Raw genomic sequence first — 14,654 nt, forward strand, 5'->3', positions numbered from 1 at the left:
CGACAAGGCCTCCCCATGACCACCGCGTCTTCGGTTGATGAGCAACGATTTCGTAAACTCCTGAGCCGCAACGTCAGTCTGCCATTGGGCGTCGGCGTACTCAGTGCGGTGTTCTTTGTCTCGCTGATCACTTATCTGCTGTCGGTGATCCAGTGGGTCGAGCACACCGACCGGGTGATCAATAACGCCAATGAAGCGGTAAAGCTGACCGTTGATCTGGAAACCGGCATGCGCGGCTTCCTGCTCAGTGGCGACGAAAAATTCCTTGAACCCTACGAAACCGCCAAGCCGAGAATCGCGGTAGCGGTCAATACCTTGCTCGAACTGACCGCAGACAACCCCGTGCAAACGGATCGGCTGAAAAGGCTGCAGGCCTTGCAGAATGAGTGGGCCACGTATGCGCAGACCATGATCGACCTGCAGCGCGCGAGCGGCGATTTCCGCAGCGCGGTCAAGGCCGGGCGCGGCAAACGCCTGACCGATGAGATTCGCAAGCAGTTCGAAGACGTGATCGACATGGAGCAGCAGTTGCGCACCGCGCGCAACGAAGACGTGCGCCGTACCACGATCTGGAGCATCAGCCTTTATCTGTTGTTCATCGCCGGTATCAGCGCATTGCTGGCTTACATCGGCCGACGGGATTTGCTCAACCTGTCGCAAAGCTACAGCGCCACGCTGACCGCGCAACAGGCCAGTGCCCAGCGCCTGGAACAGCAAGCCTGGCTGCGTAATGGTCAGACCGAACTCGCCGAGCAGGTGCTGGGGCAATTGTCTCTGAATATGCTGGGTCGCAATATTCTGCAGTTTTGCGCGCAATACCTGGGCACAGCCGTTGCGGCTATTTATGTGCGTGAAGAACACGGTGGCCTCAAGCGGGTAGCGTCCTATGGTTTTTCCCGCGAGCAGGAAGAGCGCGATCAGCAGATTTACAGCGATGAAGGGATTGTGGGCCAGGTTGCACAACAGGCGCGCTTGATCCGGCTCGATCACGTTCCCAACGACTACTTCAAAGTCACCTCCGGTCTCGGTGAAGGCCTGCCGCACAGTGTGCTGGTGGTGCCGACTAGCGATGACGATCGGGTCAACGGTGTGATCGAACTGGGCTTTCTGCGTCCGTTGAACGACCGCGACACCGAACTCCTCGAGCTGATCGCCGGCAATATCGGCACCTCGATCGAGGCGGCACGCTATCGCCAGCGCTTGCAGGAAGTCCTGGCCGAAACCCAGCAGCTCAATGAAGAACTGCAGGTCCAGCAGGAAGAGCTCAAGACCGCGAATGAAGAGCTGGAAGAGCAGTCGCGGATTCTCAAGGAGTCCCAGGCGCATCTGGAAACCCAGCAGGTCGAGCTGGAACAGACCAACGAACAACTCGCCGAACAGGCGCAGATCCTCGCCGAGCAACGCGATGCGATGGACCTGAAAAACACCGAGCTCAATCAGGCCCAGACGCAACTCGAAGAACGCGCCGAAGAGTTGCAGCGCTCGAGCAAGTACAAATCCGAGTTCCTCGCCAACATGTCCCACGAGCTGCGCACGCCGCTGAACAGTTCGCTGATCCTGGCCAAGCTGCTGGCGGAGAACCCCCAGGAAAACCTCAGCGCCGAGCAGGTCAAGTTCGCCGAGTCGATCTATTCGGCGGGTAACGATCTGCTGAACCTGATCAACGACATCCTCGACATTTCCAAGGTCGAGGCCGGCAAGCTTGAAGTGCGCCCGGAGAACACCAGCGTCGCGCGTCTGGTGGACGGTTTGCGCGGGATGTTCCAGCCGATGGCCACGGACAAGAAGCTGGATTTTCAGGTCGATCTGCAGCCCGGTGCGCCGATGATGATCTTCACCGACCGTCAGCGTCTGGAGCAGGTGATCAAGAACCTGCTGTCCAACGCGGTGAAGTTCACCGAACGAGGTTCTGTCAGCCTGACAGTGGCCAGTCAGCCAAACGCAGGCATCGCATTCATCGTCCGCGATTCCGGAATCGGCATTGCAGCGGATCAGCAGGAAAGCATTTTCGAAGCATTCCGTCAGGCCGATGGCACCACCAATCGTCGTTATGGCGGCACCGGCCTGGGCCTGTCGATTTCCCGTGACCTGGCGGCCTTGCTCGGCGGTTCCATCAGCGTCACCAGCGAGCCGGGGCAGGGCAGTGTGTTTACTCTGGTCCTGCCGCAGCAGTACGTTGAACCGGGCGACTCGCCGATCGAGCCGATGAAGGCTTCACCGGTGGCCATGATGCCGAAAGCGGCACCCGCTGCGCCTGTGCCGCTGATTGCCGAAGTCGATATCCCGCGCTTCAACGATGACCGCACCAATGCGCCGTTCACGACCCGCTGCATTCTGGTGGTCGAGGACGAGCCGAACTTTGCGCGCATCCTCTACGACCTGGCGCACGAACTGGGTTATCACTGCCTGGTAGCCCATGGCGCCGACGAAGGCTACGACCTGGCCAGGGAATACATTCCCGACGCGATCCTGCTGGACATGCGCCTGCCGGACCATTCGGGTCTGACCGTGCTGCAACGCCTGAAGGAACACGCGGAAACCCGGCACATCCCGGTGCATGTGATCTCGGTCGAAGACCGCGTCGAGGCCGCCATGCACATGGGCGCCATCGGTTACGCGGTCAAGCCGACCACCCGCGAAGAGCTCAAGGACGTGTTCGCCCGCCTCGAAGCCAAGCTGACCCAGAAGGTCAAGCGCGTGCTGTTGGTCGAAGACGACGATCTGCAGCGCGACAGCATTGCCCGGTTGATCGGCGACGAGGACATCGAAATTACCGCCGTCGGCCTGGCGCAGGATGCGCTGGACCTGCTGCGCACAACAATTTTCGACTGCATGATCATCGACCTGAAACTGCCGGACATGCTCGGCAACGACCTGCTCAAGCGCATGTCCACCGAGGATATCTGCTCGTTCCCGCCGGTGATCGTCTACACCGGGCGCAACCTGACCCGCGACGAAGAGGCCGAACTGCGCAAGTATTCGCGCTCGATCATCATCAAGGGTGCGCGCTCGCCGGAGCGTTTGCTGGATGAGGTCACACTCTTTCTGCACAAAGTCGAATCCCGGTTGTCCCATGAACGGCAGACGATGCTCAAGACCGCGCGCAGTCGTGACAAGGTCTTCGAGGGTCGCAAAGTGCTGTTGGTGGACGACGATGTACGCAACATTTTCGCCCTCACCAGTGCGCTGGAGCAAAAGGGTGCAGTCGTGATCATTGGCCGGAACGGTCGGGAAGCGATTGAAAAATTGAATGAAGTGGAGGACATCGATCTGGTGTTGATGGACGTGATGATGCCGGAGATGGACGGTTTCGAGGCAACGAGCCTGATCCGTCAGGACCCGCGCTGGCGCAAGCTGCCGATCATTGCGGTGACGGCCAAGGCCATGAAGGACGATCAGGAGCGCTGCCTGCAGGCCGGCTCCAATGATTATCTGGCCAAGCCCATCGACCTGGATCGCCTGTTCTCGCTGATTCGCGTGTGGTTACCGAAGATGGAACGCATTTAGTGGAACGCATGTATTCAGTGGAGCGAAATAGCGAAATCGAATTGCGGTTGTTGATCGAGGCGATCTACCTCAAGTACAGCTATGACTTTCGCGATTATTCCGGCGCGTCGATCAAGCGTCGCGTCCACCACGCGTTGAGCCAGTTCGAGTGCGCCACTATTTCGGCGCTGCAAGAGAAGGTGCTGCACGATCCAATGGTGTTCATGCAGTTGCTGCAATTGCTGACGATCCCGGTCAGCGAGATGTTCCGCGATCCTTCGCACTTCCTCGCCATTCGCAAGGAAGTGGTGCCGCTGCTCAAGACCTATCCCTCGATCAAGATCTGGATCGCCGGTTGCAGCACCGGTGAAGAGGTCTACTCGATGGCGATCCTGCTGCGCGAAGAAGGCTTGCTCGATCGCACCATCATCTACGCCACTGACATCAATCCGCGTTCGCTGGACAAGGCCAAGCAGGGGATTTTCTCCATGGAGAATGTCCGCGCCTACACTCATAACTACCAGCAGGCAGGTGGCCAGCGTTCGTTTGCCGACTACTACACGGCGGCGTACGGCTATGCGATTTTCGACAAGAGTCTGTGTGAAAACGTCACCTTCGCCGACCACAGCCTGGCAACCGACAGTGTCTTTTCAGAAACCCAGTTAATTTCGTGCCGTAATGTTTTGATTTATTTCAATAAAAAGCTTCAGGACAGGGCGTTCGGGTTATTCCACGAATCCCTTTGTCATCGTGGTTTCCTGGTGCTGGGCAGCAAGGAAACGCCGGAGTTTTCGGCCTTCGGCAATCAGTTCGAGCCGTTGGTCAAACAAGAACGGATCTACCGCAAATCATGAACAAAGCAGCAGAGTTGCCTTCTGTGGAGGCTATCGTGATCGGTGCTTCAGCCGGTGGCGTGGAGGCGTTGCTGAGTATCCTGGGCCCTCTGCGTGAAGGCTTCGTGCTGCCGATCATTGTGGTGCTGCACCTGCCGGACGAACGTCGCAGCCACCTCGCCGACGTATTTGACCGACGCGTGGCCATGCGTGTTCAGGAAGCCCATGACAAAACGCCGATCGAAGCCGGGACGCTGTATTTCGCCATGCCCGGCTATCACTTGTCGGTGGAGCAGGACCGCACCTTTTCCCTGAGCCTGGAAGACCGCGTGCATTATTCGCGGCCGGCCATCGATTTTCTGTTCGAGTCGGCTGCCGATGCTTACGGCCCGAACCTGGCCGCCGTCCTGTTGACTGGCGCCAACCGCGACGGCGCGAGCGGCATGGCCAAGGTCCAGCATCTTGGCGGCCTGACCATCGTGCAGGACCCGGACGAAGCCCAGGTTGCGACCATGCCCCTGGCGGCGCTGGATACCCACCAGCCTGACCACATCCTCCCTATACGCGGCATCGGCCGTCTGCTTGTCGAGCTGGAACGAATAGCATGCTAAGTAACATCCAAGCCAAACTGCTGATCGTCGACGATCTGCCGGAGAACCTGTTGGCGCTTGAAGCGCTGATCAAGCGTGAAGACCGCACGGTCTACAAAGCCTTGTCCGCCGACGAAGCCTTGTCGCTGCTGTTGCAACACGAATTCGCCATGGCCATTCTCGACGTGCAGATGCCCGGCATGAACGGCTTCGAGCTGGCCGAATTGATGCGCGGCACCGAGAAGACCAAGAACATCCCGATTGTGTTCGTCAGTGCCGCCGGCCGTGAATTGAACTATGCGTTCAAAGGCTATGAAAGCGGTGCCGTCGACTTCCTGCACAAGCCGCTGGATATCCACGCGGTCAAGAGCAAGGTCAACGTATTCGTCGACCTGTACCGCCAGAGCAAGGCCATGAAACAGCAGGTCGAAGCACTGGAACAGAGCCGCCGGGAACAGGAAGCGCTGCTTAAACAGTTGCAGAGCACTCAGCAGGAACTGGAGCAGGCAGTACGCATGCGCGATGACTTCATGTCCATCGTCGCCCACGAAGTGCGCACGCCGCTCAACGGCCTGATCCTTGAAACCCAACTGCGCAAAATGCACCTGGCCCGGGACAATGCCGCGGCGTTCACCCTGGACAAGATGCACGCGATGGTCGACCGCGACGAACGGCAGATCAAAAGCCTGATCCGCCTGATCGAGGACATGCTGGATGTGTCGCGCATTCGCACCGGCAAGTTGTCGATCCGCCCGACACGCTTCGATCTGTCGGCGCTGGTGCGCAACTTGCTGCAGAATTTCGCCCCGCAGATCGATGCTGCCGAATCCTCAGTCACGCTGGACGCCGAGCATCCGGTGCACGGCAACTGGGATGAATTCCGCATTGAACAGGTGATTTCCAACCTGCTGACCAATGCGTTGCGTTACGGCGCCAAGAGCCCGATCAGCGTGAAGGTGTACAGTGAGCACGATCAGGCGCTGGTGGAAGTGCGCGATCATGGGATCGGCATTGATCAGGAAAATCAGAAGCGTATCTTCCAGCAGTTCGAGCGCGTTACGGCCAGGCATGCCGTTGCCGGGCTGGGCCTGGGGTTGTTTATTTCAGAACAGATCGTAACCGCCCATGGCGGTTCCATAACCGTCGAGAGCCGGATTGGCGAAGGCGCCTTGTTTCGCGTTTGTCTGCCGCTGTAGGAAAACAGCCGGAGAAACGCAACCTCTGATCGACCCCGGGGTCGTATCAGCAGCTATTGACCGAACAAAGGCTTCCCATGAGTGAAGATGCACAAGACGTCGTATTGATCGTCGAAGATGACCCCTCGATTCTGATGGTGCTGTCGGCCTATCTGTCGGGTGAGGGCTACCGGGTGTTGCAGGCCGAAAACGGCGAGCAAGCCTTCGAGATCCTGGCGAGCAAGCCGCACCTGGACATGATGATCACCGACTTTCGCCTGCCGGGCGGAATCTCCGGCGTGCAGATCGCCGAACCCGCCGTGAAGCTGCGACCGGAACTCAAGGTAATTTTCATCAGCGGTTACCCGCAGGAAATCCGCGAGACCGACAGCCCCATCACGCGCAAGGCGCCGATTCTGGGCAAGCCGTTTGATCTGGATGTGTTGCAGGAGTTGATGCAGGACATGCTGTCGTAGGCATTTCGCGCATCCAACCCCGGACCTGTAGGAGCAAGGCTTACCCGCGAAGGCGTCCGTGAGGCCGATGCAAATCCTAAGGGCCTCTTCGCGGGCAAGCCTCGCTCCTACAGGGGACGGGGCTGCGTCAGATCCGGATCATTTCCCTGACCTTCGCCGTCAACAGGTCGAAGGTAAACGGCTTGGTGATCATCTGCATGCCCGGGTCCAGAAATCCGCCGCGCACCGCCGCGTGTTCGGCATAGCCGGTGATGAATAACACCTTGAGATCGGGCCGGTACTGCCGGCCGATTTCCGCCAGTTGCCGACCGTTCATGCCGGGTAGCCCGACGTCGCTGATCATCAGGTCGATGCGTTGCCCGGAATCCAGAATCGGCACCGCGCTGTCGGCATCGCCGGCCTCGACGAAGGCATAACCCAGGTCACTCAGCACTGTGCTGACCAGCACCCGCACCGCCGGATCATCCTCGACAATCAGCACCGTTTCGCCGTTCTGCGCGAACAGCGCGTGCTGCACGTCCGACGGACAATCCTGAGGCAGGTCACCACTGAAACGTGGCAGAAACAGACTCACCGTAGTGCCTTCGCCCACTTCACTGTGAATGGCGACGTGCCCGCGTGATTGTTTGCTGAAACCGTAGATCATCGACAAGCCAAGGCCGGTGCCCTGGCCGATCGGCTTGGTGGTGAAAAACGGATCGAAAGCGCGGTTGATCGTGTTTTGCGGCATCCCGCACCCGGTGTCTGTCACGCTGAGCACCACGTAGTCTCCGGGTTCGAGGTTGCTGTGGGCTTCGGTGAAATCGCTGTCCAGAAACTGATTGCCGGTGCTGACCACCAGATTTCCACCGTCGGGCATGGCATCCCGCGCATTGATCACCAGATTGAGCAGGGCGCTTTCCAGTTGATTGGGATCGGCCTCGGCCACCCACAGTTGCTCGTTGAGCTGCATGTCCAGGTGAATGCTTTCATTGATACTGCGCTGCAGCAGTTCACCCATGGACACCACCAGGGTGTTCATTTCCACGGGTTTGGAGTCCAGCGACTGACGACGGGAGAACGCCAGCAAGCGGTGAGTCAGGCCCGCCGCGCGGTTGGCCGAGGTCACGCCCAGGTCGATCAGACTGTCCAGATCCTCGATGCGTCCGCGTGCCAGGCGCCGGCGCAGCAGTTCCAGACTGCCGATGATCCCGGTCAGCATGTTGTTGAAGTCGTGGGCAATGCCGCCGGTGAGTTGGCCAACCGCTTCCATTTTCTGCGATTGGCGCAGGGCTTCTTCATTGTGGCGCAACTGCGCGGTACGTTCCTCGACCTGCTGTTCCAGGGTTTCGAGGGTGGTTTGCAGGCGCAGTTCACTTAGACTCAAATCGATCAGCCGATCCCTGGCTTCATACTGTCGTCGGCGACCGCGCAACGCGGTGGTCACCAGACTGATCAGCGTCACCGGATGAAAAGGGCGTTCAAGGAAGGTTACGTTGCCCAATTGCGGGCCGAGACGTGAAGCGGGGTTCTGTTCGGGGCCGCCATGGTAGGTCATCAGCACGATGGGCAGGTCCGACCACGCCGGCTGTTGCTCGATCAGTCCGAACAACGGTTGGACATCACTGCCCAGCAAGGCCTCGGAAGAAATCAGCAGCAACCCGGCGCCATGCTCCAGTTCGGCGCAAAGGCCGATCAGGTCGCGGGTGATGACGCCGTCGAAACCCGCTTCATTGAGCATCATCAGGGCAATCTGGCTGTCACGTCCCAGCGGCGCGAGGATGATCGCGCGCTCGGATGTCGCTTCCTGGACCATCACCGGATTTCGTCCCCGAGCAATGGATTACTCGCACCCAGATAAGTCGGTACACCACGCAATACACCCTGGAACGCGTCCAGTGGTTCGCCGATGGTCATGCCCTGCGAGCTGATTCGGTATTCGCGAATGGTCGATTCATGGCTGCCGGTGCGTTTCTTGATGATCGAGATCGCCCGGCGAACCTTGCCCAGCGCTTCGAAGTAGCGCAACAAAATGACCGTATCGGCGAGGTAGGTAATGTCCACGGGCGCTTGCATGTCAACGACCAGCCCATGCTGGGCCACCGTCATGAAGGTCGCGGCGCCCCGGCGATTGAGGTACAGCAACAATTCGTGCATGTGCAGCACCAGGGCGTTCTCTTCGGGCATTGCGGCTTGATAGCCGTTGATGCTGTCGATCACCACGGTTTTGATATCACGCTCATCGACGCAGCGACGAACCCGGTAGGAAAACTCGCCAGGGGACAATTCGGCGGCATCCACTTGTTCAATCAGCAGGTTGCCAGTGTCTTGCAGGGCCTGGAGGTCAATCCCCATGTTTTTCATGCGTTCAAACAGCAGGCCCAGCTCTTCATCGAAAATGAACAGCGCGGCTTTCTCGCCCCGGGCCACGGCGGCCGCGGCGAAGATCATCGAGATCAGCGATTTGCCGGTGCCGGCCGGGCCGAGGATCAGGGTGCTGGACCCGGTCTCGATGCCACCGCCGAGCAGGGCGTCCATTTCCTTGATGCCGCTGGTCAACTGCTGGCGAACATACCCACCACGATGTTCCGCGGCCACCAGACGCGGGAACACATGCACGCCGTCGCCCATGATGGTGAAGTCATGGAAGCCGCCACGGTATTTCTGGCCACGGTACTTCACTACGCGGATGCGCCGGCGCTCGGCGCCATAGTTGGGGGTCAGTTCTTCAAGGCGAATCACGCCGTGCGCCACACTGTGCACGGTCTTGTCGAGGGACTCGGTGGTCAGATCGTCCAGCAACACCACCGTGGCGTCATAGCGCACGAAGTAGTGTTTGATCGCGAGGATCTGGCGACGGTAGCGCAGGGAGCTTTGTGCCAGCAGCCGGATCTCGGACAGGCTGTCGAGCACTACGCGAGTCGGCCTGACCCGCTCGACAGCTTCGAAAATCTGCTTGGTGGCTTCGCCCAGCTCAAGGTCCGAGGAGTACAAAAGGCTCTGTTGATGCTCGGCATTGAGCAGGCTTTCCGGCGGCGTCAGCTCGAAGATGTGGATGTTTTCATCCAGCTCCCAGCCATGGGACAAGGCCCCTTGGCGCAGTTCGCGTTCGGTTTCGGACAGGGTGATGTACAACGAGCGTTCGCAGGCTCTGGCGCCGGCCAACAGAAAATGCAAAGCGACGGTGGTTTTGCCGGTTCCGGGTTCGCCTTCCAGCAAAAACAGATGACCGCGGGACAGTCCACCGGCCAGGATGTCATCCAGACCTTCGATGCCGGTGGCGGCTTTTGCACTGAACAACTCGTTAGATGTAGACAAAAAATGCCCTCTCAAGACCAGGGGAAGTGAGGCAGCAGGCCTGAAGTGCCTGAATGGACTGCCTGATCACTTGACCATTGGCCGTGATGGGGGTTCCAACGTTTTGCGTAGATCTTGCGGGCCTCTTCGCTGGCAAGCCAGGCTCCAACAGAATCGGGGGATCTTCAAATCAGGTGAACGACGCAACATTGTAGGAGCATGGGTTGCCAGCGAAGACGGCCTGAAGAACAACGAAGCTTTAAAGGCCTTGCTGAAGCGCCGGGTCGTCGGGGTTGAGTTGTTCAAGTTGCGCCAACAGGATCTGTACGTTTTGCAACTGCCCGCTTTCTTTCCAGTAGTTGATCAACAGGACCCGGGCCTTGCGATCGGAGGGGTGGCGCTGGACGATTTCCTGCAGTTGTTTCTGCGCCGCTTCAAGCTCTTGTTCGCCATGCAGCGTGGTTGCCAGGTCGTAGCGATAATCCTTGTTGTCCGGTTCAAGCTCCACGGCTTTGGACAGGCCGAGCAGGGCGAACTCACTCTGACCGTGGTGCAGCAACCACATCCCCAGGGCATGTTGCAGGTAGGCGGAATCGGGCTGGGCCTTCAACTGTTTGGCCAACAGCAGCCGGGCGGCTTCGCTTTGTCCTTGCCGGTCCAGCACTTCGATCTGCATCACCAGTGCGGGCAGATTGTCGGGGGCCAGGCGCAAGGTATTTTCAAGCGCCTGTTGCGCCGCTTTGAATTCACCGTTGTGCAGGTGCAACCGGGCCAACTGATACTGGTTGTCCGCGCTTTCAGGCGCTTGGGTGAGCACCTGTTCCCACGCATCGATGGCTTGCTGCAACGGTCCGAAATACAAACCCAGATCATCCGGCGACAACCCCAGCAACGCGTTCACCGCGGCAAACCGGACACGTTGTTCGCTGTCATCGAGCAATGGCGCCAGCAGCAGACTGCGCTGACCGGTGGGTACCAGCCCACTGATGCTTTTGATCGCCGCAATGCGCACGTCTGGCGACTCATGTTGCAAGTCCGCATCCGCCAGTTTCAGCGCCACGGAGCTTGGGTAATTGGGCAACTCGGCATGCAGCCAGATGCGGCGTTTGGGCGAAATGTCGGGACGCCCCAGTTGCTGGTAAAGCACCCGCGCTGCGCCCGGTTGACCGGCTCGCGCCTGCGTCAGTGCTTCGCTGTAACCGCGCTTGATCGCTTCCGGCACCACGGGGGTCGCACTGCGCAGGAAAAGCCAGGCAAGGCCAATGGCAAACAGGACGCAGACGCTGATGATCAGGTAACGGCGGGACTGGGGCATGCAGGAATCCGGGAGCTGGCAGGCTTTTGCAAGGTTGCCAGCTTCGGTCAGGTGGGGCTGTGAGTCAAATCCCGAGGCCATTCAGCAGCGGATCGTCAGCGTCTTTCCTACAAGTCCTGTCGACACTGAAACCCCGTCGAGCCACCGAAGCAGTGACTACGCTTGCAGGAGATGACTCGATGAGCACTTTCATGCAACCGCTGCTGCAATACTTCAAGGCAATACTCAACCCTGGGCCGGGGGTAGCGCTGTTCGCCATGCGAACCATCGCCGCCGGGCTGTTGACGCTGTACCTGGCGTTTCTGTTTGACCTCGATCAGCCCAAGTGGTCGATCATGGCCGTGGTCATCGTCAGCCAGCCATTGGGTGGGATGGCGCTGGCCCGCAGCTTCGGCCAGATCATCGGTACTACCCTGGGCGCGGTGGTGGCCGTGGTGATCATGGCGATCTTCCCTCAGGCGCCGCTGCCTTTCCTCATCACGTTGTCCCTTTGGCTGGCACTGTGTACCGCCGGTGGCACCTTGCTGCGCTACACCAGTTCCCAGGCCTTTGTGCTCAGTGGCTACACGACGGTGGTGGTGGGGCTGCTGGCGGTCCCGGATCAGGACGGCACCTTCCTGCTGGCCGTGACCCGTGTGACCGAAACGTTGCTGGCGGTGGCCTGCGTGTGTGTCGTCAGCCTTCTGACTGCGCGCCCGGAGGCCGTGGCCAAGGATTACTTCGCCAGGATCGATCAGGTGATCAAGCTGCTGGCGACCCATGCCAGCGCCGCGATTCGTACCGAGGAAAGCGAGGCCGATTTCCACCTTCGGCAAATGCAGCTGCTCGGCCAGATCAGCGCACTGGAAGGGGTACGCCGGCATCTGTATTACGATGCGCCGCGCTTGCGCAGTGCCGATGACCTGGTGCAATTGCTCGGCAATCAACTGGTGCTGCTGACCGCGCGGCTCACCGCGTTGCGCCATCAGAGGCAGTTATTGCTTGAGCGTCTGGAAGGCGAGATTCCCCAGGAGATCCAGCGTTTGCTCGCCGAAGAAGTCCTGTTTCTCGATCAACTGGCGCAGCTGGGACGTGCGATGCCCAATGAACAAAGGCGCCAATTCGCAACGTTGCAGAAGCGTTTCGATGAACTGGCTTACCGTTCGGAGCAACTCATCGAGCCCTTTGCGGCGATCTTGCGCTCGCTGTCATGGTCGTTGCGCTGGGAGCAGGCGCGTCTGCTGCAGCAGTTTGAAATGATTCTGGAATTAAGCGATGCCATCCAGAGCGGGCGCAAAGCCAGCAGTCTCTATCGCGGGCAGAAGAACCCGCTGCACATGGACTACACCCTGGCGGCGATGAACGCGATCCGCGCCTTTTGCGCACTGATGGTGGCCGGTCTGATCTGGATCGAAACCGGTTGGGACGGCGCACGGGGCGGCATGATCGTCGCCGGGATTCTCTGTTCGCTGATGGCGACGTTTCCTCGACCACTTCTGGCCGCCCAGAGCTTTGCCCGGGGCCTGGGACTGGCGCTGGTGGTGTCGGCGGTTCTGCAATTCGCGCTGGTGCCGATGATCAGCAGTTTCGAGCTGTTGGCGCTGTTGCTGGCGCCCTTGCTGTATGCCGTCGCGGTGGGGTTGTCCAGCCCGCCCACCACGGGTACGGGGATCGGGCTCGGGTTGTCGACCTTTCTGTTGCTTGGCCCGCAAAACACCGGGTTGGGGCAGAACACCGCGATCCAGTGGTTTGAATTTGGCGGCTCGTATGTCTGCGCCGCCGCGCTGGCGTTGAGTGTATATGCCTTGATCTTCCCCTTCAGGCCCGTACTGCGCATTCGCCGGCTGCACCAGGAGAATTGCGAGCAGGTCTACGCCTTGTTGAAAATCCCGGCCACCGATGAAAACCAGTTTGCCTTCGAGAGTCGCATGGTCGACCGCCTGACCATGATGCTGGGACTGTTGCCGTCCATCCAGGACAAGCCGGCGCGTGACTTGTTCGATGTCAGCCTCGGTTGCATGGCGCTCGGCATTGCGATGAACCAGCTCAGGCAACAGGGGCAGAACAACGTGTTGCTGAGCCCGGAAGTGCAAAACCGGCTGTTCGCTACGGTTCGGGAAACCGGGCGATTGGTCGCCGGCCGGGCCGACTTTGAAGTGGATCGCGTGCTCGATAGCCTGCATGCACTGGGCGATGAACTGGATGCGCTGCATTCCGGCGTCCATGAGCATCTGTGGTCGGTGTTTCGTATGCGCGTGGCGCTATTGATCGTGGTGTCGTTCCTGGAACGTCACCGTGGCCACTTTGAGCCTGCAACGCCACAAGGAGTACTTGAGATTGCCCATTGATCTGGAAATAGGCGGTGTCTACCTGCCGCCAATTGCTCAGGCGCTGCTGCTGGGCTTGCCGATTTATCTGCTGCTGGACTGGATTCTGCGGCGCCTCGGCGTATTGCAGTTTGTGTGGCATGAAGCCTTGTTCGAGGGCGCGTTGTACGCCTGCGTGTGTGCCACGTTGATTCTGCTGATGGGAGCCTGAGGCATTGAAGAAGATCCTCGCCCGACTCACGACTGTGGTCGTGGTAGTGCTGGCCTTTGTGCTCGGCTGGTTCGCCTGGGAACACTACACCCGCGCCCCCTGGACCCGGGACGCCCGGGTGCGTGCCGATGTGGTGACCTTGTCCGCCGATGTCGCGGGACGCATTGTCAACCTCGGCGTGCAGGACAACCAGCATGTGGAGAAGGGGCAGTTGCTGTTGGAAATCGATCCTTCGCGCTACGTCCTGGCGGTGGAGCATGCCAAGCGTTCGGTGGAGGTGGCGAAGGCTTCACTGGGGCAATCCGAAGCGACCATTGTGGCCAGTCAGGCGCTGCTCAAACAGCGTCAGAGTGAGGAGCGCCGTCGCCGTACACTTAAGGAACGCGCGGCGATTTCCGGTGAAGAGTGGGAAAAATCCAGTACCGATGTCTCGGTGGCCCAGGCCGATTTGCTGCGCAACCAGGCTAACCTGGGTTTTGCCCAGGCCAACGTGCATCTGGCCATCGCCGCATTGGCCGAGGCTGAACACGACCTGGAGCGCACCCGGGTCGAGTCGCCGGTTAGTGGCTACGTCACCAATCTGCTGACCCGACAGGGCGACTACGCGACTGCGGGTGGTCCGTTAGTGGCGCTGGTGGACAGCGAATCCTTTTACATCAGCGGCTATTTTGAAGAAACCAAACTGCCGCGAATCGGGGAGGGCGACCGGGTCGACATTGAATTGATGAGTGGCGAACGTTTTGGCGGCACCGTGCAAAGCATCGCTTTCGCCATTGCCGACCGGGAAAACTCGCCCGGCGGCCGTTTGCTTGCCAACATCAACCCCAGTTACACCTGGGTCAAACTGGCGCAACGGGTGCCGGTGCGGATCAGGATCGACGCCGACTATGCCGGCAAAGACAAACTGCGGGCGGGGACGACGGCCACCGTGACCATCCAGGAAACCCAAAAATCCCAAGATCACCGCTAACCCCTGTAGGAGCAAA

At 59.7% G+C, this 14,654-nt stretch carries 11 protein-coding genes; 8 read left to right on the forward strand and 3 right to left on the reverse strand.

Annotation, left to right across the window (positions count from 1 at the left end; genetic code table 11):
• Positions 1 to 15: 15 nt before the first annotated feature.
• From KJF94_RS10755 to KJF94_RS10775, 5 genes are all read left to right on the forward strand, one after another.
• The gene (locus tag KJF94_RS10755; protein WP_214383242.1) at positions 16 to 3,507 is read left to right on the forward strand and encodes a response regulator; all 3,492 of its coding nucleotides are present in this window, start codon (positions 16 to 18) and stop codon (positions 3,505 to 3,507) included.
• On the forward strand, positions 3,507 to 4,340 hold the full coding sequence (locus tag KJF94_RS10760; RefSeq protein WP_214383244.1) for a CheR family methyltransferase: 834 nt from the start codon (positions 3,507 to 3,509) through the stop codon (positions 4,338 to 4,340). The genes KJF94_RS10755 and KJF94_RS10760 overlap by 1 nt, the downstream gene beginning before the upstream one ends.
• Positions 4,337 to 4,930: a chemotaxis protein CheB gene (locus tag KJF94_RS10765; protein ID WP_214383246.1), complete on the forward strand. Its 594-nt coding sequence runs from the start codon at positions 4,337 to 4,339 to the stop codon at positions 4,928 to 4,930. Before KJF94_RS10760 ends, KJF94_RS10765 begins: the two co-directional genes overlap by 4 nt.
• The gene (locus KJF94_RS10770; RefSeq protein ID WP_214383247.1) at positions 4,924 to 6,105 is read left to right on the forward strand and encodes a hybrid sensor histidine kinase/response regulator; all 1,182 of its coding nucleotides are present in this window, start codon (positions 4,924 to 4,926) and stop codon (positions 6,103 to 6,105) included. Before KJF94_RS10765 ends, KJF94_RS10770 begins: the two co-directional genes overlap by 7 nt.
• Before the next feature lie 77 nt (positions 6,106 to 6,182).
• Entirely contained in the window at positions 6,183 to 6,560 is a 378-nt protein-coding gene (locus KJF94_RS10775) for a response regulator (protein ID WP_010460444.1), read from the forward strand.
• 127 nt (positions 6,561 to 6,687) lie between these two features.
• On the opposite strand, the gene KJF94_RS10780 is transcribed toward KJF94_RS10775, so the two are convergent.
• The 3 genes from KJF94_RS10780 to KJF94_RS10790 all read right to left on the reverse strand — a co-directional run bounded on the left by KJF94_RS10780 (position 6,688) and on the right by KJF94_RS10790 (position 11,151).
• Positions 6,688 to 8,355 (reverse strand): ATP-binding protein, encoded by a 1,668-nt coding sequence (locus KJF94_RS10780; RefSeq protein WP_375379854.1) that lies wholly within the window; start codon positions 8,353 to 8,355, stop codon positions 6,688 to 6,690.
• On the reverse strand, positions 8,355 to 9,857 hold the full coding sequence (locus tag KJF94_RS10785) for an ATPase domain-containing protein (protein ID WP_214383251.1): 1,503 nt from the start codon (positions 9,855 to 9,857) through the stop codon (positions 8,355 to 8,357). Before KJF94_RS10785 ends, KJF94_RS10780 begins: the two co-directional genes overlap by 1 nt.
• A gap of 238 nt (positions 9,858 to 10,095) precedes the next feature.
• On the reverse strand, positions 10,096 to 11,151 hold the full coding sequence (locus tag KJF94_RS10790; protein WP_214383253.1) for a HEAT repeat domain-containing protein: 1,056 nt from the start codon (positions 11,149 to 11,151) through the stop codon (positions 10,096 to 10,098).
• 179 nt (positions 11,152 to 11,330) lie between these two features.
• On the opposite strand from KJF94_RS10790, the gene KJF94_RS10795 reads away from it, so the two are divergent.
• From KJF94_RS10795 to KJF94_RS10805, 3 genes are read left to right on the forward strand one after another with little or no spacing between them, the layout of a single operon-like run.
• Positions 11,331 to 13,478, forward strand: coding sequence for an FUSC family protein (locus KJF94_RS10795; RefSeq protein ID WP_214383255.1), 2,148 nt, complete (start codon positions 11,331 to 11,333; stop codon positions 13,476 to 13,478).
• Positions 13,468 to 13,668: a DUF1656 domain-containing protein gene (locus tag KJF94_RS10800; RefSeq protein WP_214383257.1), complete on the forward strand. Its 201-nt coding sequence runs from the start codon at positions 13,468 to 13,470 to the stop codon at positions 13,666 to 13,668. The genes KJF94_RS10795 and KJF94_RS10800 overlap by 11 nt, the downstream gene beginning before the upstream one ends.
• Positions 13,669 to 13,672: 4 nt before the next feature.
• Positions 13,673 to 14,638 carry an HlyD family secretion protein gene (locus KJF94_RS10805; protein ID WP_214383258.1) on the forward strand — a complete coding sequence of 322 codons (966 nt, stop codon included), beginning with the start codon at positions 13,673 to 13,675 and terminating at the stop codon, positions 14,636 to 14,638.
• The last annotated feature ends 16 nt before the right edge of the window (positions 14,639 to 14,654 follow it).

The organism is Pseudomonas hormoni (genome assembly GCF_018502625.1).
GTDB classification, from domain to species: domain Bacteria; phylum Pseudomonadota; class Gammaproteobacteria; order Pseudomonadales; family Pseudomonadaceae; genus Aquipseudomonas; species Aquipseudomonas hormoni.